Origin of the sequence: Prolixibacter sp. NT017 (assembly GCF_009617875.1) — a bacterium.
GTDB lineage: Bacteria > Bacteroidota > Bacteroidia > Bacteroidales > Prolixibacteraceae > Prolixibacter.
Genome location: NZ_BLAV01000001.1, coordinates 2,875,779 through 2,901,441 on the forward strand (window position 1 = coordinate 2,875,779; position 25,663 = coordinate 2,901,441).

The following is a 25,663-nucleotide window of genomic DNA, read 5'->3' on the forward strand; positions in this document are numbered from 1 at the left end:
CCGGCGTTCTGTTCTTCCGTTACGGCCGGCATGTTTATTATATGAATGTTTTTATGATGTCTGCCATGTTTAATACGGTGGCGAATTCTTCGTTCAGGCTGGCCAGCGCCGTTTCGTGAATGGTCTTGGCTGAATAGTGCTTGCCGTCGAAACCGGTTTTCGGGAACGTGGCAGTGGCGTCGTTTACCACGTAGGTGTCGAAGCCAAGGTTGCCGGCCATGCGTACGGTGGTGGAAATACACTGATCGGTGGTGAGGCCAACCACCACCAACTGACGAATGCCTTCGTTGTGCAGGCGTTGCTCCAACCCGGTGCCGATGAAGGCACTGTTGACCGTTTTCCCGATAACGGGCTCCCCTTCTTTCGGCTGCACCACCGTTTGAATGGCATTGCCGGGCTTTCCTTCGGCCAGCGGCGATTGCGGGTTGACCGAGTTGTGTTTTACATGAATAACGGGAAAGCCGTGTTGGCGCCACACCTCCAACAGCCGGGCTGCGTTTTTCTCCGCGTCGGGATGGTTGCGTTTGCTGCCCCAGTAAGTCGGATGGTCAAATCCCTGCTGGATATCGACCAGCAACAACGCGGGCTGTCCGTCGGGGATGAACGGCTGAAGCGGTTCGTTGGATAATGGCTGTGCGTTCTCCATGTTTTGTTATTTGGTATCGATGTTTTCCGTTTTCTCCTTTACGGCCATCACGCGGATGCGTTTGTAATCGGCATACCATTTACCGTCGACAAAACAGACCGGTTTAATTCGTTCCTGCACTTCGGCTTTGATGATTTGAGCATCCTCGTCGCTCACGCCGTCAAAGAATTGCTTGCCAAACATCGAGAGCCAGTCGGCCATGCCGGTCTCTGCGTCGGCCAGTTCCGTGGGGCGGTCGAAATGCTCGGCCCGGACTACCCGGAATCCGGCTTTTTCCAGCTCTGTGGCATACTCGCCAATCGTCGGGAAATACCAGAGTTGCTTCTCGGCCTGTTCGTGGTAACCGTGTTGGGTCAGTACCTTCCGCAAGGCCCCGACGATGTTTTGCACATTGCCTTTCCCACCGAACTCGGCCACCAGGCGTCCACCCGGTTTCAGGTTGCGGTACATGCATTTAACGGCTCCCTCGTAATCGGTTACCCAGTGAAGCGCTGCATTCGAAAAGATGGCATCGAACCGTTGGTTGAACTCAAAATCGGACGCATTTCCCACCTCGAAATCGATGCTGGGATATTTGCTTCGCGCGTCGGCGATCATTTCAGGCGAGTTATCCATTCCTACCACCCATGCAGCACTCTCTTTTATCTGACTGGTAAGTTGTCCCGAGCCGCATCCCACGTCGAGAATACGTTCATTTGCTTTGGGTTCCAGCCAGCTGAGGATTCCCTGGCCATATTGGTACACAAATGCGTGCTTGTCGTTGTACAATTCCGGATTCCAGTCTTTTGCCATGTTATTTTTTCCCTTTTACAGAGACGCACTATGGTGCGTCTCTACCAATACCCTACCCCTAAACAAATAATCACGCGTTGGGTTGAGAGTTTTTGTACTTGCCAGTCATTTACCGCCTGTTTTTACCCATCAGCCACGCGACATTTTCCTGGTGTTGATGTTTTTACCCAATGGAACTGAATGTTATTTGTCATAATTCTATGAATTTCCCCCGTTAACGCAGTTTAATGAATACTCCCTGAATACTCCCGAATACTCTCCCAGGGAATCATAAAAGAGGCTCATCAAACGACAAAAGGAACTCTATTAACCGCAAAAGAAACCCAGAGAATTACAAAAGAGTCCCGGAGAACTACAAAAGAGACTCCTTTTCCTGCAAAAGAAGCCCCATTAACGACAAAAGAAAGACCTTTAACTGCAAAAGGAACCCATTAAACGCGAAAAGAACGGCATAGATCGCCAAAAGAGTCAGCTGGAATACCAAAAGAATCAGCTAGAATGCCAAAAGAATGTCGTTGAACGACAAAAGAGAGCAGTTGTTTGAGACGCAAGGCGTAATTGTCTGAACCCGGAAACCGCAGATTTTTGGATTTCCCGGATTAAAAGGATCATGCGCCCATCGACGTTTTAGGCAATTTCAACCAATTCACACCCATGAACAACGTGATCGTAAAGACGCAATGCCTTGTGTTTCAAAAAAAAAAAAAAAAAAAAAAAAAAAAAACACCCCTTCAATGATTCGGTCTATCAAACACCACCGCCGCCTCCCATCTGCGTAATCTGGTAAATCTGCGGTTTCCGGGTTCAGACGTTTTTTTTTGAGACGCCCGATTCGGGCGTCTTTACGGGTGCCCTATTTGAAATTAAACAATACCTTTCCGCCCGATTCGGGTTTCCAGACCTTTTTGTTCTGGTCGTATTTGTATTCGGTGCCGACTTTGATTTTTGTGCCTCTGCCCGAATCATACTGCACGCCTGCACCAACCTCCCGTGTTGGGAAAAGCCCGCGCATCCGGAATGCCGGATCGTTGCGTTTTCCCAGCGTAACGTATTGTCCCCAGGTTTGTAATTGCAGCCTGTTGGTCAGCGAATACCGGAAAAGCAAATTCCCCCCAAAAATAATGTTCCGGCGTCCGGTGAGATATCCGTACTGCACATTAATAAAAGCGCCATAATCCAGCGACAGGTCGTCTGTCAGGCTGAACGTGCCTAACCGACCGCCGTAATTCCGGAAATCTGCCAGTCCGGGATACATTGGTAAAACGGACGATACGGAGTCGTTGGTCCGGTAGCTTAGGTATTTCAGAACACGATCCATGTCGGGGACAAAAATCTTTTGGTGAAGCGTTTGGGATAAATCACTCTCCGGAAACCACAGGACCGGTTTTTCCTGTTGCAGGAAGGGTTGTACCGACAGATGCTCCGTACTGCTTTTCCACTTTATGGAATCGCCTATATCAACTGAATCTCTTTTGGTCTCTTGTCCCTTCGCCTGTAATACCGTCAGGCTCTGAATGACCAGGAGAATTAACCACACGTGTTTTTGTTGCATAACACCGCACATTTTTATGTAATATACGTAAGACGATCCAAACACGGCAGAAGTGCATGGATTTTTTGAAAATTGTCTGGGCCGGGATGATGCGGGCGTAATTGTCTGAACCTGGATTACGCAGATTAACCAGATTACACAGATGGAGGACGGCGGCGGTATTTGATGGGAGGAATCATTGGGGAAATGTTTTTTGAGACGCAAGGCATTGCGTCTCTACGGCGCGTTGTTCATGGGTACCGGTGGGATGTGGCAAAGACGAAAGCATTTCGTCTTTACGAGTGCGTTGTTCATGGATACCAACGTTATTCTGGTTATCTTTGCCCGATAAAATTTCAACCGTTTGCCTCATGATTCAGGATATCTTTCCCCACCGTTTCGACAATCAATACCGCGCTGAACAACACATCGGAGACGAGGACATTGTGCTTTGTTACCGGGACAACACGTTGTTGCTGAAAACCGACGGGGAGACATTCGGGCTACCGCGAAAGAAGGATTTCCCGGAGATGACGGAACAGACGGAAAGCACGTTCCTGTTTTCGCTGAACGATGTTTCGTGCTTCCTGGTGTGGGATGAGCTGGCCGCGAGGGAACCGGATTTTGCTTACCAGGAAATCAGCTTTTTCCGGACGATTGAGCAGCCGGAAATCGCGTGGGTGAGCATCGCGGGGTTACACCTGGTGAACTGGTACACGCAGAACCGTTTTTGCGGGAAATGCGGGAGCCGGACCGAACACAAATCCAACGAACGGGCGCTGGAGTGTCCGAATTGCCATACCACCGTTTATCCCAAAATTTCGCCGGCCATTATTGTGGCCATTGTGAGCGGCGATAAACTGCTGCTGGCCCGCAATGCGAATTTCCGCGGCAACTGGTTTTCGCTCATTGCAGGGTACGTGGATGTGGGCGAAACGCTTGAGGAGGCGTTGGCACGCGAGGTGAAGGAAGAGGTGGGCCTCGACGTGACCAACATTCAGTATTACAAGAGCCAGCCATGGCCGCTGTCGGGTTCGATGATGATTGGTTTTGTGGCGGAGGCCGACGAACACCAGCCTATCCACGTCGACGGTAACGAGATTGTGGAAGCCGCCTGGTTCTCCCGTGGCGACCTGCCCAACCACTCCTCCACCATTAGCATTGCCGGCGAGATGATCGCCAAATTCGAGAAAGGCGAATTGCAGGGGTGCGGAGAGGTGAAGAAGGTGGGGGCTTGAAGGTTTTCACCAACAGTTGTCAGCATCAGCTATATAAATATAGTCAAGGCAATCACCAATATGACAGTTACTATACATATTAATTTTGCCTCACCTCTAAACATCATTTGTAATCTCTTATTTGTTGAGCTTTTATCTCTCCATCGTTGAATTATTGGGAAATACAAAAACGTAATCTTTATATTCTTGCCAAAACTTCTCTGGTATATGGGCAATCATCTCCTTTCGTGTACACTTCCCTGGGATTATTACCGTATTATATTTATCCATACCAGTAACTAAAATACTCCACCCCTCTTTAACCCCCTTGTAATAAGAATAGTCGGATTCCCTTATTTCATCCAGTCTACTGGATTCTTCCAAACTAAGCTCTTTAGGAGATATAAACACCGATATTACCATGCGTTTTTTTTCTTCGCCCGAATCAATTGGTTTATTTATTTCAAATAAGTGAATTTTTGCTCTTTTATTTTGAAATTCATATATAGAATTCTTGTCCTTTCCAAATGAGTTTTTTTCTGTAATATATAGCCCAAGCTTTTCGTTTATCAAAAACGGATCTTGGTTAAAAAAAGCCGTAATTCCATTACTAAATGAATAAATTAATTTCGCATCACTATTTTGCACTTTCTCACTATCGATGCCATCTATTTTATCAAATAAATACTCTGGAACAATAGGATATAAATTAGAGATAAGATCGTAGTCATCAAAAGTGTCACCAAATTTATTGGCCCTTACAATCAAAGATTTTTCATTAAAATGTTGTCTGCGTTGCAAAATTGGGATTTTGTATGGACTCCCACTCCTCAATACCAGAGAATTATCCGAAACTATAATTTCCTCAGCTATCAGCAGTTTAAATATAATCAGCTTTTGCGTTAAAATATCAAGAGAGGAAAGATTGTAGTTTCGCAAACTAACCTCTTCTCTTTCTACAAACTGTTTTATCGTTATATTTTCTCTTGTTGAATTAACTACACCTTTCCATAAAATATTACCATATTCTGTATAAGATAACTCATTAACAAACAAAGTGTCTGCATATCCAATTTTTTCAAAAATAAAATCCCATATAAGATTAAATTCTTTCGAATTCACTTCTATTTTATAATCGGAAATATGCTTTTGGGTTATTGAGATCATTTCTTTCAGCAAAAACAAAACAAGTTCAGATACAACTTCTTCGTGTTCATTATCATAATTTATTATTGAAGTTCTATCAACACTTAGTTGTGGTCGATTTTCGCCTTTGAAGTTTAAAACACCATCATGGCTTAAAGCATTCGTATAGTAATGAGAAATGGATACAGGATTAGAATTAGAAATAACTATCCCGTCAATACATACTCCCCTACCATCGACCTTAGGTATACTATAGAAAATATTGGAATCATAACCAGCTAACCCTGATTTGGGCAAAGCAAAAGTTGTTTTATATTGGACTGACTTATGAATAATATCAATTTCATAAAGCTCCAGAAGATCTTTGATTTCCGTGAAGGCGTATTTAAGTTGATAAATTCTCCGACTATTATTCAAAAAATGTATGTATTCTAAATCCTGACTGCAAACGCCATACTTGTCTTCTTCAATTATAATCGGTTTGCTTTCAATTTTTAACTTAGTATCATCTTCTATATTCACCAATACATCAATATCTTTTTGAATTACCCCTACAAACCCATTAACTTTATTGTAAAGATGATTATTCCAGTAATTATACAGATCCAGATACTTCACATATTCTTCAGGAACGTGTTTTGGTTTGCCAAGTAATAAAATCCCAAGCTTATTAAGCTTTTTAACATTTAACAGCTGGCTAATTTCTTCTACTAATTGGACTCTGACAATAGTGCCAGATTCTAATATCTTTTCCTTTTCAATGTCATTTGTTTTCTTATAATAAAAGTTTTCATGTGGTCCATCGATAGAACAAGATATGTAGTTACCATCAATTGTCTTAGTAGTAATTTCAATTTTGTTGCCAATCATAAAACAAGATAGAATGCCAATTCCAAATTGAGATATAGGAGTGAAATCGCCGCCCCACTTTGCTTGATATTTGAAGAAATCTGAAGACTTATAATATGAATTACCAATATTCAAAAGATAGGTTTCTATTATATGCTTCGACATACCAATTCCGTTGTCTAGACAATACAAAAACGTCTTACCTTCTTCACTTTGTAGCCCAAACTCTATTATTCCTCTAGTAGATTTCCCTAAAGTTCTATTTTGAGAAATCATGCACCGACAGGCATCAAGAGAGTTCTGGTATAATTCCCGTAAACAGGCAAATTTGTCTTTATATAACCCAACTCCCATCAATAACTCAATCGTTCTTGTCTGATTTAAAGAAAAGCTTAGACCTCGTTTGGGTAAAAATACATCTTCATCATTATTTACATTTGTCCGATCTACTTTATCTTGGAAATTGTCAATATATATTTTGTTCCAAAGTCTTTCAAATTTAAAATAATTCTGTATTTCAATCTCTATCCAATCAATATACTGATGAAGTTTGAAGTAAGATTCAGGATCTTCACAATACGCTCGAAATGATACCAGCCCATTTTCAATAGAATAGTTCACGCCGTTGTTTTTAACAGCCCATTGAAGAAAACTATATTCAGATTTAAATATCCTAGAGGACCTTAAATCAATAGGAGCTCTATCAAAACTAAAATGAATTATATCTCCTAATCGAAGCATTATGGCTACAAATTGAAGATTTGCTGATTCATTACCGTAATACTGCGCATTTGCACTAAGCTTATTTACAAAAGTCGAATCCTCACCATGAGACCTACATATTTTAGCTAAATCATTTGCAAGCTGTTTTCCCCATGTTGGTTGTTCAAATGCATTACTAAACAATGATTCGAGATTCTTTACATAAGTTTCAATCCTTGTATGATGGGTTGCTCGTATATAATCAATACGAATGAAGTCATTTAATTTCTCAAAATCATTCAAAGATTCTATTCTTCTAATTTGGTCCGCAAATCCATTCCTATAATTTTGATAATCTACAAGTAAATCTGCCAAATAGTTAATTAGTTCTTTTTCTGAGCTTGGAGAAAAAATCCACTCCTTTACATCACTCTCAAATGTCCCGTAAATCTTTCCTTTAGTTGAAGAAATGACTTTAATTGCTTCTGAGAGCTTCAATGGTGCCTTCAAGTCATTTAGTAATGAGTCCGATTTCACTTTAAACTTGTCAGTTCCTTCCGTTAATTTTAAAACCTCAATTTCCCAATCGGAAGGAGCCATAGCGCAATCATGAAAAAACGCAGATAAATGTATCAAAAACAGTTCATAAACTGATAATTCTTGTATTTTTCGATCACCTAATAACTGTTCTTGATTATACAAAACTTTCTCACTGTGAACCTTATCGTGTAAATCAAACTCCGGTAATATTCTTGTAATCCGCTTTAAATGAGCTACAGCCTTTTTAGTTAAGTCGTCAGCAAGATTGTACAATTTTAGTTCAATCTTCACTCCATCAGATGGATTTTCACTTCTCTTTTTTAAAGTCTCAAATATTTTCATTTACTCACAGATTTTCGCTTCGATTACACTGTAGCCAACAATTCAATTTAATACATAGTTTGTGTTGTCAAAAACAATATGGTTTGCTGCACCCCGTACAACATCGAATCCGCTATAAAATTTACACATTGTCGGGTGGCGTTTTTTCAAATTTCTGTATATCGATAATCTTTTCTGAGAATTGGTCTGTATTTGAATTCTCAAACCAAAATTCAAGAATATTTGTATCTGTATTTAATTTCTCAATTTTAAAGATATGTTCAGTATTCTCCTCATCGTAAGGAGCTTCTAATCCACTAAAAGAATTACCTAATCCTACGACCTGATAATCTAGCATTTTTATGTTTTTCTGATTGGATATAACATCTTTTTTGAAGCCTAGGGTTAACTCAGACTCACCACCAATTCGATATATAAATGGCATGCATATTTCATAAAAAACGGGTTGATTATTTGGAGCGTGTTTCCATAAATGTTTAGGAGCAATTACTGAAGAGTCTACGAGAAATTTAATCGAAGCTTTCCTATTCAAAGTATTTTCTCTGTATACTTTTAATTCCAGAACTCCATTTTTTATATTCTCAGCTTTGTTAAAAGTAATCTTTTTAGGGTATTCATAATTATCTAACAATAAATATATTGCACCTCTTGAAGACATAGCAATTTGTTCCAAGTCATTATTTACCTGAATCCTATTCAACGCAGTTAAATAAAAATAGCCAATATTTGAAAGCTTTTTAGTCCCTTGTATATTCCATTTTGACAGTTTTAATTCGGATGATTTTAAAATGAGTTCTTTATAGCGTGGTAGGGTATGATGATAGAGGTACAAATGTGGAATCCCATCTATAACTTCTCCTTCTCCAGTCGCATAATCTGTAATATTCTTAGGACCAAATATTTTACAATTATATATTGCCGAATTATCAGGTAAGTTTTTTACAAAATCATTGTTTGTAAATTCAACATTTAAAGTATTTCCCGCTGAAATATCAACAAAAAAACCACAATGAATGATTTCCTCATCTTTTACTAATAAATTCACTAAAAAGGTAAGTGGTTGTATCCATTTAAAACTTGTTCCTTTTTCAGCAATAAAAATTTGGTCTGGAAAAACAATAGAATCATCTTTACTATGAAGAAGTTTACATTTTACTTTTCCTTGGTAAAGATTACTAACATCTGCATTTTTTCCGTATGTTGAAATATAGAAATTCTCAGTTTTCGTTTTGACACGATTAAATTTTTTATCTATCTCCATGATAATTTAAGTTTATTCAAATGCTCCCCAACTAGTTTGCATATCTACCAAAACTATTCTATGTCTCCAATCTGAGAATGGTATGTTTACCTTCGTTGAATAGTCAAACACAATATTTGTTGTTGCTCCCCTATACAAACAGGAAGCCGTTCTGCTAACTCACAAGCCCGGTGGTAATTGGTCGAATTTTCTGTCTTCATGTTGTTGGATTCTTTGGTGCATCCAAGTTAACAAAATCTTTCGGGTTTCCGAGTGATGGGTTTCGGGCTGGTGAGATGGTTGGCGTTTACGATTGACGATTCTTCGGAGCCGTTTGATAGATAACGGGCATTTGTCCCTTCCACCTACTCCATACGTCATTGTTGGTGATGAGTTCGGCCATAAAATGACCGACATTGATCCGGCTGACCGTTCCGGCATTTAAAATCGCACTTCTTGTGGGTGAAGGATGCACCTCGTATCCGGTGACCTGGTCTTCGTTTACCAAACCATCGGGCCGAACCGCTACCCACTCGATGAAACGGTTGTTTTGCCCCATCTGCGTCCGTAAATAATCGGCCGCCTTTTCATTATCGACATGTGGAGGTAACAATAACCGGAGGATGGCGATGACCAACCGTTGCCCCATCGAAATGGGTTCGTTTAAGTCGCGGTTCCGGTTGCCGGTCGTGTTCATCAATACAAATTTCACGGGCTTACCCGGTGCGTTCTTTTGAATGGCATTGCAAAGGAGGATGACAGCGTCGGTCACCAGTCGTCGGGGTTTTCCGTATAGCCCTTTCCAATTCGGATGATGGCCTAGACAAGAAGCGACGGCATCACAATCGCGGATGTATCCGGCCATTTCATCTACCGTGATTTCGGATACGCTGGCTTGAATGATGGACAGTTGGTCGTTGGTTTTCCATGTTTCGGGTAATTTCTCAGGCGAACGAACAATCACCTTTACCTTTTGCCGGGAATTGAGCAGTTGCTCCACTACATGTTTTCCGGTTGCTCCCGTTGCACCAACTACCAATGTTGTCATATTGTATGTTTATTCATTCATTGAAATATGCGTCCTATCCGAACAATTACCATCAAGTTAAGGAAATTTGCCGGGTTTTTGGTGGGTGGGGATTGGGATGGGGAGCGTTTGCGATGGGGAGATTGGGAGAAAGGGAGATTGGGGGAAAGGGAGCGGTTGCACTGAAACTGCTATGTTTTATGACCGCTTGTTACCACAGGTTATTTTTCTTTTTTGTCGGTCTGTATTCTTGATTTGCCCTATCCAATAACTTTTTCTCGAATTGTCTAGGGAAAAACTTCCTCTGAAGCCTGGTCCTTAAAGTCGATATTTGATAGGAGGTGGAATTGGTTGTCCTTGATATCTCGCTCGCTTCTTTTTCTGTCAATATTTTATTGATCTCATTTTTTGTGTCAATCTTGAACAATGGAAACTCAGGGTTATTTGCTGCCGTCAGTGTAACCTGCTCCTGAAGAGCCTCGCTAATTGAAGTCATAAATTTTTCAATCTTCTCAAAGTCGTTAAGAGAGTTGACGTCTTTTGGATCAATGTCAAATTCAATTTGCTCTGAAATAAAGAAATAACAGTTAACCTTTATTTGTCCCAAGTTAATTGTCAGGGATTTACTTTCCATCTCCCCACTTGTATCCTGAAGATACCTGAGAACGTATTTCTTGTCGATCTTGTCGTTGTCAGAATATGTCAGGTTGAAGTTGTCATTCAAGTGGTCAATGAGTTTCTCCCATTCTTGTAATGAAATATCCTGGACGTAAATGTCTCTGAGACTCCCGTCAGCTTCAAAAATCCACTGTATGTCGTTCCAGTTACGTGTCATTTTTCAAAATGTGTGGTAACGGCCACGGCTATGAAGCGTGGCTTAAGTTGCTCCTGCGGCGAGCTATGCTTCATGAGCCACTGTTGGCAAAAGTATTTTTATTCACCACACCAATTAACTCCACCATCATCTCCCCAGCTTGGCCCTTGAAATCTCACTAAAACTTTGTTATTTATGATTTTATAATTGCACATTTCTTTAGCCTCATTAAGAAAATCTTGGTCAATAGTATCAGTAATTATATAATCCAATCCATAGAAATCATGAGTTATATAACCAATTTCAATTGCTCCAACAGAATTATGAATATGCCATATTTTATGTTTGTAACCAATAGATTTACAATTTATTTCAGCCAAATCATGTTTTAATCTTATTAGATATTCTTGCTTAAAATGTATCAAATTCAAAATAGAGTCAAGTTTTTGACTTTGTAATCTTAGTCCATAATCATCAAGAACAGTTTTGTTTTCAAGGTTTTTGTCAATTTTACCATTATCCCATAGTATGATATCCACTTTATCATCCTCCCCAAATTGTAAAAACATATCATAATTGTCAGGCTTGAGAGCATTGAAATGTTTTACACATACTATCAATCATGGTGGTGTTCTTGTCATAATTCAGGAAGATTTTCTTTCTCGCACATGACAAGCTGATGAATATTATAATTCCTATTATGAGTGATTTTTTTTTCATCAAATTTTTGCTAACTGGCTTATATGTGCACCAAACGCCCCCTAACCGCTTTTAAGAGAGCGATATATGCATCTTTTGTGGCAATTGGACGAATTTTTTGTCTTCATATTCTTGGATTCTTTGGTGCATCCAAGTTAACAAAATCTCTTTGGTTTTCGATGGGTGGGGATTTGGGATGGGGAGATGGTCAAAAGAGGGAGTTCCCAACCCCCAGATTGATTGGGGGTGAAGAATGATTTATCCGGCGTTGCCGGAAAAGAACAACAAAAGAAATGGTTTCAATGTGGCTACACCACCATTGCGCTCGAAACAGCAAATGTATTTCAATCATGTCCGTCACACGATCGCAATCTCACGCACGTTTCCCTACCCGGGGCTCACACCCCGGGCTAATAAGATTTCGTCCGGGATTCTACTCAGATATAAGAGGCGCAGGTTATTTAGGTTTTGTGTTCGACAATGCTAAGTCCCCCATTTCGCCGGTAGGCGAAAAGTGCGTGAGCCGGTCAAAGTCACCCGGGCAGGAGAAGGCGGGAGCGGTTTTTTGCGGGGATTCATGGTCGTGGGCCGGAAAGAAAAAACCGTGACGCGGGCAGAAGGATCACTTTGACTTGTCCTTTTGGTACTTTTGGGACAAGCCAAAAGGACAAAGTGTTTTCTATTATTCGGCTTCGATGTAAGTATCCTCTTTGTTTCCTTAGTGGTAAAAAAAAAGTAACCACCCCCGACAACCATCGGGGTGAACACGTAACGGTGTTCCTTAGTATATACCGGGAAACAACCGGTAACGCACGCGGCGCGTATAATCGCGGTACCCTGGCAGTTCTTCCTGTAGCGTCCGATCTTCCAGCATGGTCCGTATCACCGCAATGACTACTGCAATGAGCACCGGAATGATGGTCCAGACAGAGCCCAGTGCCAGTACAATACCAGGTAGCGCCAGGATATTTCCGGCATAACCCGGATGCCGGACGAGCCGGTACGGACCGCTGTCACAAACCCGATGTCCCCGGTCGGTTTGAATACGTACCATGGTTGAGAAGAAGCGGTTTTCGACCATCGCCCACCCCCCGAAGGTGTATCCAAGCGCAATCAGAATGAAGCCAACGATGTTGAGCCACACCGGAAACCGGGGTGACCACCCAAAGCGGTGATCGAGTCCCGCCACAATAAATAATGGGAATGATATGCTCAGTATCATCAATGGGGCCAGTACTTTGTCCCACGATTTCACATCCTGGTCTTTTCCAAATTTGCCCCGCTCGGCCAGCAATCCCGGATGCCTTTTCTCTGCCCACAACCGTGGACCGATGGCCGCTACCGTTATCAGCGCTGAATACAACCATCCCTGCCACCAACCCAAATCCCATGCGCTTATCATGAGCACCAGCGGTACCAGGAGATACGTGATGATTAATCCAGCCAGATATTGGGGGCTTACTGATTGAGGTGCCTTTTGATCAACTGTTTCCGGTGTCATAGCGATTCCTCCTTATTCAATGGTGTGTCTTTGCAATCCAGACAGAACGATAACCGGTCAGTTTTTTCGTTCTCATTTCGTTGGTTGTTAGGACATAACCAAGTTATCAAAATCTTTCGGGTTTCCGTTATAGGTAGGAAGTTGAAAGGAGAACCGTATAAAGCTTCAACGAGAACCGTATAAAGGTGATAGGGAGAAACGTATTAAGATGGCACGAGAAACGTATAAGTTTTTCGGAAGCCATTAAAGGAACGTCTGAGCCGTAAATAGAATGGGAAACTCTTCTGCTTAGTCACCAGCTTGTTGATGAGTGGTCGAATTTCCTGTCTCCATGTTGATGGAGCAACTGATAATCGATAATGCCTGATGAACCAATAAGAGCTAAAACCAGGTTTGTTTTTTATATACCAGATATTCATCCCCAAATGTTTCCAGCAGAACGCTCTCTTCCTTTTTGATTCTTTTGGTCTGTAAAACAGCGATGATTATCAAAAATATCAATCCATAAAACACTTGAGTAAAAATGAAAAATCCCGCTATAAATGTAGATCCAAACAGGTATACAGGATGCCGGATTTTTTTATAGATACCGCTCTTCACCAATCTTCTTGCTTCCGCCGCTATTTGAAAGGAATCTCCCAGTTGAATTCTGGCTATTGTGAAGAAAATCAAGGAAACAATCATCAAAATCAATCCGGCATACGTGTAGCCATTGACAAAATTACCCTCCTTAAAATATTTGATTACCAACAAGGTAAAAGCAAGGTGGACTACGATTAGTGTCAAATAATTGAAAACCTTATTTCTCATCACTTTTAAGTTTATCCCAATGACTGTTTTCTGTCTCCATTGGGTTGGATTCTTTGGTGCATCCAAGTTAACAAAATCTCTTTGGTTTTTGGGTGGGGTTCCGGGATAATACAAGCTTATTGCCTCAACAGCATCTCCCTTATCTGCGCCGAGTAATTCCGGGAAACGGGTAATTTATAGCTGCCGATTCCCAATTGATTCCCTTCCAGCGAGGTGACTTTGTCGATATTCACCACAAACGATTTATGAATCTGAACAAAGTTTCGTGGTGGTAATTTTTCAATGAATGCACTTAATTTCGAGTGAGCAACAAGTCTATTTTCTGCTGTTTGTATCGAGATATAATTTTCCATTCCTTCCACAAACAGGATATCATCAAAATTCACCTTCTCGTACTTTTGGCTCGTTTTCACGAAAATAGAACCGGATTGTAACTGATCCGTATTCTCCTTTTCGAACTGGTCATAGACTTTGTTCACGGCTTTCAGAAAACGCTCGAACGAAACCGGTTTCAGCAAATAATCGGCCACATCCAGTTCGTAACCTTTCAGGGCATATTGCTCGTACGCACTCACAATAATAACTTTGGGCGGATGATGGATGCCCGACAGGAAGTCCACACCGGAAAGATAAGGCATTTCAATGTCCAGGAAAATCAAATCGACTGGTTGCTCCTTCAGCACATTTCCCAACTGAACGGCATCCTGGCAGGTGGCTACCAGTTCCAAAAAGCCGAGCTTTTCGATATATCCCTGCAAGCCTTTTCGGGCCATGGGCTCATCGTCGGTAATAACGCAACGCAACTTTAGCATTCTATTTTCAAATTAGCTATGAATGACTGATCGGTTTTCTTCGTCTCGAAGAAATGCTTTCCCGGATACAGCAGGTTGAGCCTCCGGTGTAGATTTTCGAGCCCAATGCCATTTGCCTTCTTCTTTTTCGGTGGCGGCATTGGCGGAATGGCATTCTCTACCGTGAAACACAAACTTCCCTCCTGCCAACGGGCTTCAATCTTTATCCAATATTCTCCACCTACGTATTTGTACGCATTCTCGACCAACGGAAACAACAGCAACGGATGAATTTTCTGCTCACGTAAAGCGGGGTCGAAACTGACCGTCAATTGAAACGATTCGTTCATTCGCACTTTCTGAAATTCGATGTAATGACGAATAAAATCAAACTCCTGTTCCAGCTTTACGGTCTGGTTGATGTCGTACAGCTGGTAGCGTAACAGCTCGGATAGCAGCTCGATGGATTTTCGCGGCGCTTCGTTGTTTTCGTCAATCTGAAAATAAATAGCATTGAGTGCATTGAACAGGAAATGTGGATGAAACTGCGCTTTCAGGAATTTCAACTCGGTTTCCATTTGGGTGTTCCTGATTTGCTGCGTCAGTGTCTTCTGATCGACATACGTCTGAAGCAAATCGCCTCCCCTGAAAATGGAATAATAAATGATGATGAGCAAGGTCATAGCCGCTTCCGCAACAACGATATCGTTGGTTGTTACAGGAGCGTCTGTCATGTAATGAATACCATAGAGCACTGGGATGGTTATCACCATACTGATCAGCATTATCAGCAGATATTCGAACACCAAATGCCGTATGGACATCTCTTTTGCCTGTTTGCTGCGTTTGACAAACTGCTGCAAAAAGTATTCGATACCAAATGAAATAATGATGATGGAAACAAACTCAATGATATTGATCGAAAGAGGCCGTTGCCAGAATTTGTAGTCTCTTGGCACATCGTTGATGATTCGGATCGTCGTCAGGACCGTAATCCCAAAAATAACCGGTGAAATCCAGAACCATTTACTGCTTTGTTTCATAAATCGTTGATTGACTAATTACAAAGATATTCGTTTGGAATCAATACTCTTTTTCTCTTTGGCCTTTTTCACATCGGCTCCCTTTTTGAAACGCCAGGTAAACGAAACGCCTAACACCGTATGATCGTCAAATTCATTGGTGATGACGTGTCCTCCGGTAATAACCCCTTTTATGCGGGTATGGTTCGAATGAAACCAATCGTTGGAAAAGATGCTAAGGGTTGCCTTCCGGTGGAACAAGCTCCTTTGAATGCCGCCGGACACCTGCCACGTTGGTAACACATCGATTTGCCCAAAAGCCATCCGGCTATTGTAAAAACCGCTCACTTCGCCCGACCATCGCCACGGCAGACTGATCCGGTTTTGCAGTCCCGCCTGGAATGACCAACCTTCATTTTTCAGCGTCGAACCGTTTTCCATCCATTGATAATTGTCCTGTGCCAGCTGGGTATGCAAGCTTGTTTTCCACCATTTTGTCAACGACAACTGAGCGGCGTCGCCCTGGATGCCATATGAATGGTGCGACGACATATTCGTGGGCATGACCAGTACCCGTTTGGTACCCGGCTGTACAAAATATGACTTGATAATGGCCTGCGTGGTGTTGGTATAAAACAGACTGAGCTTGTAGGCTTTCCGGATGGTGTACGAGAAAATGAACCGGTTGGTAAACTGAGGCTTTAACCCGGTATTTCCCTGTTCGTAGGTGTAATTATCGAAGACATACACAAACGGGTTCAGGTCGTGATAGTTGGGACGATCGATGCGTTTGTCATACGTCAAATTCAATGCGTTGTCGTTAGGTAATTGCCAGCTCAATAACAAATTGGGAAAGTAATTGGTGTATGACTGGCTTACGGAACCGGCTTCGACATTGGTATTTTCCACCCGCAACCCGAGTTCAGCTGTCCAGGGTTTCTTCTGCACCTTACTACTGACATACAGCGCATTGATATTTTCCCGGTAGTTGAACATCGTGCTTAGACCGGGATCAGTTATCCATTGTCCGTTCTGTCTGTTTTGGTAGTTGGCGCCATCGTCGATATTCACGATATCGCTTTTAGCCCCGGCATCGAAACTCCATTGGTGATTGATGGGGTAAGCCAGGTCTACCCGCCCCGAATACATTTTGATGGAGCCGTCTTTTAACGCCTGCGACACATCCTCCGACGACGGGCCCGACGTCCGGGTCATCACATCCTGATGAAACTGGTTTTCCTTGGCCGAATAGTGGAGCCCATTGGCCGATGCCGAAATTTCTTTTCCGAGCGAATCGATTTTGTGTCGTATGTATACAGAAGAAGTCAGGTTCTTCCGGTTGGCATCGTTGTTGGTCAGTGAATGGATGGTCGAATCACCGGACGTGGTTAACGTGTAAAACACCGAACTGAGGGTACCGTTCTCCTTGTTGTTCACGGAGCTTCCCCTAACCGTCATCCCCAAAGTTGTTTTTGGATTGGCATAGAAATCAACTCCCAAATTGAAGTAATGCGATCTGTTTTCCAGTTTGCGGTATGAATCCTGATCGAAAAATGTGAGCGGGTCCGTCGCAGTTTCCGGGAATTCACGGGTAATGGTCAAATCAACATAGTTGCTCCCCTGGTAGTAACCGTACATGCCGTTTACGTTCCACTTGTTTTGCCGGTAACCAAAGGCCAGGTTGTTGTTGGCTCGTCCGTACTTACCTCTTTCGTAATTGGTGTTGACATTCACGTTATACCCAACGGCATTGGTCTTTTGGGTGGAGATATCAATGATTCCGGCGTTCCCTGCCGCTTCGTATTTGGCCGAAGGATGCGTAATCAGATCGATTTTCTTCAGTGAACTGGCCGGAAGCGACATCAGGTAATTGACCAAATCGGTTCCACTCAGATAGGAGTTTTTGCCGTCGACCAGGACTTTCACTCCCGATTTACCATCAAGATATAACGAACCGTTGCTGTTGATGATCACGCCGGGTAAGTTCTTCAATACCGAATAAGCGCTTCCCGAAGAAGTGGTTGGCGACAACGACGGATAGACTGTGGTTTTTGCAGCCGTTACCTGAACATTGGGCCGTTGGGCAACCACATTCACCTGGTTGATTTGTGTGGTATCGGGGTGAAGGGTGATGTTCATCCTGCTTTCCGGAACTACTTGCTGTGTCGCATAACCGATAAACGAAACCTTCAGTGACTGCGTAGCCACAGGAATAGCTAACTGAAACGTGCCACTTTGGTTGCTGATGGTTCCAACCGATGTTTCCGGTATGGAAATAGTGGCCCCCACAACGGGCACTCCTGTTTCGTCGATAATTTTTCCCTGGACCGTTTTCGTCGCTTCTGATTTCGGTCCGGAACCGGACTCCGAAGCATGTCGTACATTTTGCTGATCCGCACTTTGATTGGTCTCCTGTCCCCACAAATGCGAAAGGCCAATACATTGAATCGCTAAAGCAATTAAAATAACTCTCTTCATCCTTCTCTTTTTTTATTACAAAGGATGTTTGCTTTAAAGGGAATGCGAAACTTTTTTGACCAACTGCATCATTTTTGGGGTGAACTGCAGATTTTGGGTGTGCTGGCACCGGTGCATTAGCAGATTCTGTTATTATTTTCCTGCACGTATTTTGATGTTTGATTTTCGATAGGGTGCACCTATCTTGAGACTGACGATAAAGTTTCAAAGTAAAACTGCTTCAACTTTTATGCGATAATAACTACTGTTTCTCATACGATTGCTGTAGTTAGATATTATTCTTTCTTCAATTTAAATAGTTCAAATGCATTTGCTTCAGGTTCATATCCTACTTTTTCTCTCGATTCTGAAATGTCAAGCCTTTTATATCGATTATTCGATATTGCATTTAATATTTCATATCGTAAGTCTTTTGTTTCGATGCACTTAACCAACAACTGATTAAAATCATCGGGATGCAGAAAAGCGCTTAAATCCCTGGCGTTCATTTCGGTAAAATCTTGAGGAAATTCGTATGCACCGATTCTCAAACATATTACAGAAATATCTTTTTGGAAAGCATAGTACGCCCCCAAAGATTCTCCAAAACATTTGGAAACTCCATAGAAGTTCTTTGGTCGAACCGGCATATTCTTATTGATTTGCATATCCTCATCATAGCCCTCAATTGTTTGCGCACTACTGGCATATATTACTCTCTTGCATTTGGCTTTGGCAGCTGCTTCAAAAATATTTTTTGTTGCAAGAATATTGGCATTTAGAATTTCTTCGAATTCTGAATCTGGATTTGCGATTCCTGCCAGATGAATTATGGTATCTATTCCTTTACACAAATTCGCACACGCTGAAAAATCGGTTAAATCAGCTTTTACGATTTTTATGTTTTTCGAAAATACCTTATCGTCCGTGGCAATATCAACGACAGTAATATTATATTCCTTTTCAACGTTTTTGATAAAATGCTGTGCAATTTTTCCAAAGCCTCCGGTAATCATTAATTCTTTCATTGTGTCTTCGGTTTTAATTTGTTACAATGGGAAACTGTGCAGAAACTTATATTAACTCCCTTAGATTGATATATTCCCATTTTTTTCGTGTATCTGTCTGAACACCCAAATGGTATTTTTTCGATGTTTGCTGTGCGGGTTCGCTAGCTTTGGTTACAATTTGAATGTTTTTGTTTCCATTAATTACGGTACTTTCTTAATATAAGCTTTCCATCTTTGACCATTTTAAAGCCATAGGTTGTTGTTGATATGGCACATCCCAAACAAACAAAAGCATTTACGATTTTGATATCAAACTGGCTACTATTAATCAGCAACAATCCAACAACTGCTACAATTATTGTCCAAAGACCAATGTAATAGTCAATTTTTCTGGTAAATATTTTTGCAAATGGCAAAAAGTGAATCCCAACTATCAACGCTATGCCGGAAGGAATAAAATCTCCATATCCGGTATTTGCGAGTATTAATACAGCAACAAAAATTGCTGCCCCTTCTAAAGCAACAACAGTAAAATAGCCTTTCGCTTTTTTCCTTCCATCGTTTATAGGCGGGACAGAAATGCTTTTTTTGTATATTTTTAGTTTTATGTAACTATAAATAAGGTAGAGAATTGCGATTCCAAAAACAATTCCGACAACATGATAATCAGAATCGTTGAAATAGATTTCTGATGAATACACCCACCACATTGTGAAAAATATCATCAATATTAGTCCGTCTGTTTGCAGATCCAGTTCAGTCTTTTTTCCTGCCATTCTTATATTTTTAAAATCCTCGGGTTATCAAAATTTCTCTCTTTGTATCTTCAGTTCTAATTCTCATTAGCGTTTATGCATAAGATGAGAACAGCTATAAATATTGAAAACACTGATATTTCCGTTAAAACTATAACGAAAATATAAAAAGCGATTTCGATTAAAAACCAAAACCGCTATTATTTTTATCTATTATTGTGCGTTCGTACTTTCATATGGTGATTTGATTTCCGTCCTTATTCTCCGTGATACATGTTAGAAAATATTTCAGCCAATTTTGACGGTTCTTCTTTCCAGGCGTTGAACATCCCAAGCCCCATTTCATCGGGAACAATATCCAATTCTCCTGCTTCGACTTTATCCAATATTATTTTTGCAACTCCATCGGGTGCTGGCATATCCCAATTGCTTCCTTTGTTCATATCAGTGTCGATTGCCCCTGGATTAACTGCGTGTACAGTTATCCCCTTTTTGGCGAGTTCAATTCTTACGGAAAGCGTAGCAGAAAATAGAGCTGATTTTGAGGCCGCATAACCTGCTATTGACGGTAGCGGCGAATAAGCAGCAATGGATACAATATTCACAATTTTTGAAGGTGTGTTCTTTTCTAAAACTAAAGAGAAGGCCCGCATCATATTTATGGTTCCGTAATAATTAGTTTTCATGTCCAACTCCATTCCACTAATCTCTCCATCCAATATAGTTCCTGGATTAAAAGAGCCTGCATTGTTGATGAGGATTTCAACGTCTCTTGCTTTTTCAACAACTTTCAAGATTTGAGCTTTATCCGTAATGTCCAATTCTAAAGGAATAACTCTTTCGTCTCCAAAATTCGGTAACTTGCTAACATCCCTGGCAGTGGCGTAAATTTTTCTTGCTCCTTTTTCTAATGATGCTTTTACGAGCGATTTTCCAATTCCCCTGTTAGCTCCTGTAATCAAGATTACTTTTTCTTTTAGTGTTTGCATTCTTCAAATGTTTTAAATTTATATTGCAAAACTACTTTGACGATTTAGCCTATAAAACCCGAAACTTGCTGTATTAAACGTCGATCGTTCTAAAAGTTAAATTGATTCTCGGAATTTTTACTTTTGTAGTTGGTGGCAAACGGTGAAGCCAATTTGTCTGTGTTTTTCCTTTCATGACCAATAAACTGCCTTTTTCTAAAAAGACAGAAATGGTTTGTTTCGTTATTGTATGCTTGAATTAGTTTCTCACATTGGTCGTCCGTCAATATTTTAGGAATATAGGTGTAACCATTTTTATTCATTGATTCAGTTATATTTTGCTAATCGATTGTAGTAAGTTTTGTCTCAAAGCTTTCCATTGCTAAACAGTTATATTTGGAACGTCAGTTTCCGATGCTTCCCAACCCCATGCGGATAAATTGGTATTTGTTTCAAAACGTTATTGAGTTGCTTAATGTGCTTTTCGGAGAGATTCCATCCAACAGATTCAATGTTCGCGGTTCGTTGTTTTTTCTGCTTATAGTTTATAATGAAGCAAGACCGTTCCGCAGTCAAAAGCTCTAGATTTTACCAAAGTCAAAGTTTGCTTGCTGGCAAGGTTCTTGAAAATCGGAAGTCCGCCACCTATAGCAACAGGGTTTATAAGTAAATGAAATTCGTCAATAAGCTTTGCTCTAATTAACGAAGAAACAAAGGTAGCCCCACCATAAACGATAATGTCTTTGCCCTTCTTTTTCTTCAATATATTAATTGCATCTACAAAGTCTCCCTCAGCAATATTGGTCTTATCCCATCCACCAGGAATTGAGGCTGATTTATCAAGCGTTTTGGTAAATACAATTTTTTGAGTATCAGTTATATGTTTAGCAAATTCAAATTGTGGGTCTTTAGGATTTTGAGACGCACTTGCCCAATGGGCGATAAAACCTTCTTCTGCCATTTGTCTGCTAATCAATATACAATCAACAGATTTTGTCAGGTCTGTGTGATATTTCTGCAATTCGTTATCCCATTTTCAATCGGGTCCCCAATTCCAAAGCATCCAGTCTGTGTTGCCGTCTACTTCGGCAACAAATCCGTCAACAGACATTTGCATTTCTAAAATTAATTTTCTCATTTTTCTATTTTTATTTGTTAGTATAAAAATATTGAGCCTCTTTTTAAAACCTGATGTGTTAAAACGACAAATTAAGGGGTTGTTTGCGACAATGTATTTCCTGTACCTTTCTGCCATTGTTATAGCTGTTGAGTGTCGCTTTACAATGACTGCCAATAGGAGTCTGTGCAAAAACTAATTTTAACTCCCTGAGATTTTAATATTTCCATTTTTTGTTTGCCCATAACGTAGTTGAAAATGTAGTGTATTTATTTTTTCTTGTACCATGAAGAAAAGGTGTTCTTTTCACGCTATATCGGTTCAGAAAAATCACCTCGTCCGGAAATCAATATAAAAGTATGTATCGAACGGATTTATATGGACTGAATTTTTTGTTGAATCTTTGTGTAAACATCTGTCGTTTAGCGCGATTCGAGTGTCAACTTTATCTGGTTTTCTTTTAAGCCTCTCATTGTTGTTGGTGGTGGTGGTGTTGCTATACAAATCCAATTTTACCTCTTACCAATGCCTTGCCGAATACGCTATTGTATGCACCTTTTTTAGTTCAATTCAGACAACCGTGCTATCAGCCTTTTTGCGTGGTTTTCTGCCTTATTCTTTACGTCATCAGGACTATAACCCGCTGCTAAAGAAGTCCCGTGAAAATAAATTGGGTCAATGTAATTCATTTGTGCATAGTAAGCTGTTTGCTCCAGATTTTTACAAAACTCATACACACGGAAATGATGTTCTGCTAAAGTTTGATAACCTTGTTCGGGAGCTCCAACTGTGAAACTTGGCACAAAATTTTTCCCTTTCAGCTTATCACCTTTAGAGCCGTATGCAAACTGGTATTCAAACACGATATCAAACCAGTGTTTTAGGATGGCAGGCATGTTGTACCAATAAAAGGGGTATTGGAATACAACTGTCCTATGTTCCAGAAGCGCTTTTTGTTCTGATTTTGCGTCAATGTTGTAGTCAGGATACAGAGCTGCTATGTTTCTAACTTCAATATCCATGCTGCTTTTCTGCAATTCTTCGATAATGGTTTTGTTCGCAAAAGAACTTTTAAAGTTTGGATGTCCTAAAATAATCAATGCCATAATTCTAATATTTTAATACTATAATTATTTTAGTTGCAAAACTATTTTTAGTCTTTTAAATTTGCAATAACTATTAAAATCGATAGGTTGAAAAATGAAAACAGAATGTATCTCTGATTATGTGAAGTTAAAAGAGAAGGTTTATCCTTGCACCGTAAGCCTCACCATGGATTTGGTCGGGGGAAAATGGAAGGCAGTCATACTTTACCATTTGAAAGACAGTGCAAAAAGATATAATGAACTTCGTAAGGAAATGCCCTCCATTACCGAAATGACTTTGAGTTTACAATTAAAGCAATTAGAAAAAGACGGCTTGGTGTCAAGAAAAGTGTATGGAAAAAAACCACCGATAAAAGTCGTTTACAGTTTAACCGATTTCGGAAAAAGCTTTGTTCCGGTTTTGGAAGCGATCACAGCATGGGGCAACCAGATAGTGAGCGAAAAAGGCGAATTTGTATGCGATTCGCCTTAAATCGTTCTAGTATTAGAGTATCGGAATCGCAATATACATGGCAACGGACAATTGTCAAGACCCTACGTAACTCTTTGATATATAATTCCATCAACCCTAAAGACGCCACATCCCACGAGCAGAAGAATACCTATTAAAAAGTACTTCCTTTCATTTTATTGCTTTGGGGGTGCCAACAAATTGTTGGATGCAAAAGTAGTGCTTCCGGATATCCGGAACATCGCGGTTCCTCTGTTTTTACAGATATTCCCTGTTACGATTTTCTTTGTCTTCTGATAATTTTGACTACGCGGTTGTATATGATTTCCGCCAAATTCCAGTCATATCCATCAAAGTTAGTGGTATTATTGAATTGAATGACCACCGTGTCGATGTCTTTGAAGTATTTTGCAATCGTTTGATAGCCGGGAACCAGGCCAGTATGGTTGTAACGATAAATGGAGGAATAGATGTCCTGCTCCTTTTTATCTTTAAATACAGAGCCATCGTTTAATGCCCGTAAGAATATCCCCACATCCTGTGCAGTAGCTACCATGGAGCCATAATCGGCATCCTTTATATCCTGCTCGATGCCGACATAATAGCCGCTCATCAAATCGTTCATGTTCACATCGTGAATCGAACCGAAGGTATGTTTTAATCCAAGCGGGTCCAGAATATTCTCCTTGATGTACTGAAATTTGCTCTTCCCCGTCACCTTTTGAATGATTTCACCTAGCAACAGATAATTGGTGTTGCAATATTCATAGTCTTTTCCCGGTTTAAAGTCAGCCGGCAAATCGAGTACCCGTTTCAGCGCTTCTTCACTGGTTTTGGGTGGGTTGGTCCAAAAATTTGGAGTGGCAGTAAAATTGGGAATGCCGCTTCGGTGCTCCACCATCATTCTCAGGGTAATTTCATTGGCATATTGAATTCGGCCCACCAGTTCGGGCATGTAACAGGCCAGTGTACTATCCAACGACAAACGGCCGGCATGCACTAATTTGGTGATAGCAACCGCATCATATAACTTCCCCACGCTGGCAATCTTAAACAGGGCATGAGGGTCGGCTGGAATCTTTTTTTCCCTGTTCTTCCAGCCGGCAGCATAAAATGCCGGTGGTTTGCCTGCCTCGTCCACATACACAATCATGCCGTCAAATCCATATTGAATGCCCTCATTAAGCTGTTCCTGAATGGTGTCGGGCAGCGGTCTTATCCAGGCTCTGACCAAAATCCAGGGTACAAAAAACATAGAGATTGCGGTTCCGACAAATAATAGGATTCTGACTATTCGTTTGGTTTGTTTCTTCATCGTTTCAACTTTTCAAAACCCGTTATATATGCCAACGGAGTTCTGTTTAAATAACTTTTTTATAATACGCTGTTTTCTCGAAAAAAATACAAAATAAAAACACTATTGCAGCATCATTGCTATGACAGGACGGGACATTTCTACCTCTTTCAAGTCAAGCTGTAGCCCGAGCGGCTTCAATTGTTGCCCGATCGTTTCATAGATGGGCTTCATTTGAGCAAAGGGACCAATAACCGATTGCCGGGGAGTTGCTCCATGATTGTTTTGGATGTTTTTATCAGCACCGGCATCCATAAGCATCTGCACTATTTCAATGCGGCAAAAGAATGCGGCAGCATGCAAGGCGGTCGAACCTTCGTTATTCTGAATGTCGAGGTTCGCATGTGCATCAATTAACGCTTTGGCAATAGCTGTTTTTCCAAAAGTCGCGGCCATAATTAAAGGCGTTGAACCACTCATGGGATCCTTCATATTGATATCGGTTCCTGCTTCAATGTGTTGTTTCACCACCTCGAGGTTGCCGGATAAGATGGCGGTTTGAATGTCGGTTTTGGGCTTCTCGGTTATTGACGCCGCTTTCGTGTTATTGTTTCCACCCGATGATGCACATGCATTTAGTAATAGAAGGAGTACGAGTGAAAAGTTGACCAACATTTTTGAAGAATTCATTTTTAGTGTGTTCATGACGTTAAGTTTTAATATTTTGACTTTGAAAACTGTTTTACAAAGGTGAACCATTCGTTCATGCAAGGCCTAAGAGGTATGCAGCGAAAAGTGTCAAGTTTGCGTTAGGCATAAAAAATTTGAAGCAGAAA

Annotated in this window: 25 protein-coding genes; 3 read left to right on the forward strand and 22 right to left on the reverse strand. The window is 41.0% G+C overall.

The window, feature by feature from the left end; all coding sequences use genetic code 11:
• Positions 1-37: 37 nt before the first annotated feature.
• From GJU87_RS11830 to GJU87_RS11840, 3 genes are all read right to left on the reverse strand, one after another.
• Positions 38-646 carry a cysteine hydrolase family protein gene (locus tag GJU87_RS11830; protein WP_153639713.1) on the reverse strand — a complete coding sequence of 203 codons (609 nt, stop codon included), beginning with the start codon at positions 644-646 and terminating at the stop codon, positions 38-40.
• Between the two features lie 6 nt (positions 647-652).
• On the reverse strand, positions 653-1,438 hold the full coding sequence (locus tag GJU87_RS11835; RefSeq protein WP_153639714.1) for a class I SAM-dependent methyltransferase: 786 nt from the start codon (positions 1,436-1,438) through the stop codon (positions 653-655).
• An 853-nt stretch (positions 1,439-2,291) separates the two neighbouring features.
• Positions 2,292-2,990: a hypothetical protein gene (locus GJU87_RS11840; RefSeq protein WP_153639715.1), complete on the reverse strand. Its 699-nt coding sequence runs from the start codon at positions 2,988-2,990 to the stop codon at positions 2,292-2,294.
• Positions 2,991-3,340: 350 nt separating this feature from the next.
• Between GJU87_RS11840 and nudC the strand changes: the two genes are divergently transcribed.
• Positions 3,341-4,207: an NAD(+) diphosphatase gene (nudC, locus tag GJU87_RS11845; RefSeq protein ID WP_153639716.1), complete on the forward strand. Its 867-nt coding sequence runs from the start codon at positions 3,341-3,343 to the stop codon at positions 4,205-4,207.
• Positions 4,208-4,339: 132 nt separating this feature from the next.
• On the opposite strand, the gene GJU87_RS11850 is transcribed toward nudC, so the two are convergent.
• The 5 genes from GJU87_RS11850 to GJU87_RS11870 all read right to left on the reverse strand — a co-directional run bounded on the left by GJU87_RS11850 (position 4,340) and on the right by GJU87_RS11870 (position 11,415).
• Positions 4,340-7,765 carry an ATP-binding protein gene (locus GJU87_RS11850; RefSeq protein ID WP_153639717.1) on the reverse strand — a complete coding sequence of 1,142 codons (3,426 nt, stop codon included), beginning with the start codon at positions 7,763-7,765 and terminating at the stop codon, positions 4,340-4,342.
• Between the two features lie 121 nt (positions 7,766-7,886).
• Positions 7,887-9,026 carry a hypothetical protein gene (locus GJU87_RS11855; protein ID WP_153639718.1) on the reverse strand — a complete coding sequence of 380 codons (1,140 nt, stop codon included), beginning with the start codon at positions 9,024-9,026 and terminating at the stop codon, positions 7,887-7,889.
• Between the two features lie 286 nt (positions 9,027-9,312).
• The gene (locus GJU87_RS11860; protein ID WP_153639719.1) at positions 9,313-10,053 is read right to left on the reverse strand and encodes an NAD(P)-binding oxidoreductase; all 741 of its coding nucleotides are present in this window, start codon (positions 10,051-10,053) and stop codon (positions 9,313-9,315) included.
• A 190-nt stretch (positions 10,054-10,243) separates the two neighbouring features.
• A complete protein-coding gene (locus GJU87_RS11865; RefSeq protein WP_153639720.1) occupies positions 10,244-10,867 on the reverse strand; it encodes a hypothetical protein in 624 nt (207 codons plus the stop codon).
• A 98-nt stretch (positions 10,868-10,965) separates the two neighbouring features.
• Positions 10,966-11,415 (reverse strand): hypothetical protein, encoded by a 450-nt coding sequence (locus GJU87_RS11870; protein ID WP_153639721.1) that lies wholly within the window; start codon positions 11,413-11,415, stop codon positions 10,966-10,968.
• Between the two features lie 376 nt (positions 11,416-11,791).
• Here GJU87_RS11870 and GJU87_RS11875 point away from each other — a divergent pair, with 376 nt between their 5' ends.
• Entirely contained in the window at positions 11,792-11,959 is a 168-nt protein-coding gene (locus GJU87_RS11875; protein ID WP_153639722.1) for a hypothetical protein, read from the forward strand.
• Positions 11,960-12,326: 367 nt separating this feature from the next.
• On the opposite strand, the gene GJU87_RS11880 is transcribed toward GJU87_RS11875, so the two are convergent.
• From GJU87_RS11880 to GJU87_RS11930, 12 genes are all read right to left on the reverse strand, one after another.
• Positions 12,327-13,046 carry an isoprenylcysteine carboxylmethyltransferase family protein gene (locus GJU87_RS11880; protein WP_153639723.1) on the reverse strand — a complete coding sequence of 240 codons (720 nt, stop codon included), beginning with the start codon at positions 13,044-13,046 and terminating at the stop codon, positions 12,327-12,329.
• Positions 13,047-13,427: 381 nt separating this feature from the next.
• Entirely contained in the window at positions 13,428-13,922 is a 495-nt protein-coding gene (locus GJU87_RS11885; protein WP_153639724.1) for an isoprenylcysteine carboxylmethyltransferase family protein, read from the reverse strand.
• A 50-nt stretch (positions 13,923-13,972) separates the two neighbouring features.
• On the reverse strand, positions 13,973-14,668 hold the full coding sequence (locus tag GJU87_RS11890) for a LytTR family DNA-binding domain-containing protein (RefSeq protein ID WP_153639725.1): 696 nt from the start codon (positions 14,666-14,668) through the stop codon (positions 13,973-13,975).
• Positions 14,662-15,690: a sensor histidine kinase gene (locus tag GJU87_RS11895; protein WP_153639726.1), complete on the reverse strand. Its 1,029-nt coding sequence runs from the start codon at positions 15,688-15,690 to the stop codon at positions 14,662-14,664. Before GJU87_RS11895 ends, GJU87_RS11890 begins: the two co-directional genes overlap by 7 nt.
• A gap of 18 nt (positions 15,691-15,708) precedes the next feature.
• Positions 15,709-18,147 (reverse strand): outer membrane beta-barrel protein, encoded by a 2,439-nt coding sequence (locus GJU87_RS11900; protein WP_153639727.1) that lies wholly within the window; start codon positions 18,145-18,147, stop codon positions 15,709-15,711.
• 275 nt (positions 18,148-18,422) lie between these two features.
• A complete protein-coding gene (locus GJU87_RS11905; protein ID WP_153639728.1) occupies positions 18,423-19,154 on the reverse strand; it encodes an NAD(P)-dependent oxidoreductase in 732 nt (243 codons plus the stop codon).
• 179 nt (positions 19,155-19,333) lie between these two features.
• Positions 19,334-19,912 carry a hypothetical protein gene (locus GJU87_RS11910; protein WP_153639729.1) on the reverse strand — a complete coding sequence of 193 codons (579 nt, stop codon included), beginning with the start codon at positions 19,910-19,912 and terminating at the stop codon, positions 19,334-19,336.
• A gap of 236 nt (positions 19,913-20,148) precedes the next feature.
• The gene (locus tag GJU87_RS11915) at positions 20,149-20,880 is read right to left on the reverse strand and encodes an SDR family oxidoreductase (RefSeq protein ID WP_153639730.1); all 732 of its coding nucleotides are present in this window, start codon (positions 20,878-20,880) and stop codon (positions 20,149-20,151) included.
• Between the two features lie 73 nt (positions 20,881-20,953).
• A complete protein-coding gene (locus GJU87_RS11920) occupies positions 20,954-21,106 on the reverse strand; it encodes an alpha-ketoglutarate-dependent dioxygenase AlkB (protein ID WP_228492097.1) in 153 nt (50 codons plus the stop codon).
• Positions 21,107-21,397: 291 nt separating this feature from the next.
• Positions 21,398-21,880 (reverse strand): dihydrofolate reductase family protein, encoded by a 483-nt coding sequence (locus GJU87_RS11925; protein WP_228491971.1) that lies wholly within the window; start codon positions 21,878-21,880, stop codon positions 21,398-21,400.
• Positions 21,881-21,895: 15 nt separating this feature from the next.
• Positions 21,896-22,114 (reverse strand): hypothetical protein, encoded by a 219-nt coding sequence (locus GJU87_RS21480; protein WP_228491972.1) that lies wholly within the window; start codon positions 22,112-22,114, stop codon positions 21,896-21,898.
• Positions 22,115-22,536: 422 nt separating this feature from the next.
• On the reverse strand, positions 22,537-23,082 hold the full coding sequence (locus tag GJU87_RS11930; protein ID WP_153639731.1) for an NAD(P)H-dependent oxidoreductase: 546 nt from the start codon (positions 23,080-23,082) through the stop codon (positions 22,537-22,539).
• 94 nt (positions 23,083-23,176) lie between these two features.
• Between GJU87_RS11930 and GJU87_RS11935 the strand changes: the two genes are divergently transcribed.
• Positions 23,177-23,554 carry a helix-turn-helix domain-containing protein gene (locus GJU87_RS11935; protein WP_153639732.1) on the forward strand — a complete coding sequence of 126 codons (378 nt, stop codon included), beginning with the start codon at positions 23,177-23,179 and terminating at the stop codon, positions 23,552-23,554.
• Between the two features lie 253 nt (positions 23,555-23,807).
• Here the strand turns inward: GJU87_RS11935 and GJU87_RS11940 are convergent, their stop codons facing one another.
• A complete protein-coding gene (locus tag GJU87_RS11940) occupies positions 23,808-24,788 on the reverse strand; it encodes a serine hydrolase (protein WP_153639733.1) in 981 nt (326 codons plus the stop codon).
• A 162-nt stretch (positions 24,789-24,950) separates the two neighbouring features.
• Complete coding sequence (locus tag GJU87_RS11945; RefSeq protein WP_153639734.1) at positions 24,951-25,532, reverse strand: ankyrin repeat domain-containing protein; 582 nt, start codon at positions 25,530-25,532, stop codon at positions 24,951-24,953.
• Positions 25,533-25,663 lie beyond the last annotated feature (131 nt).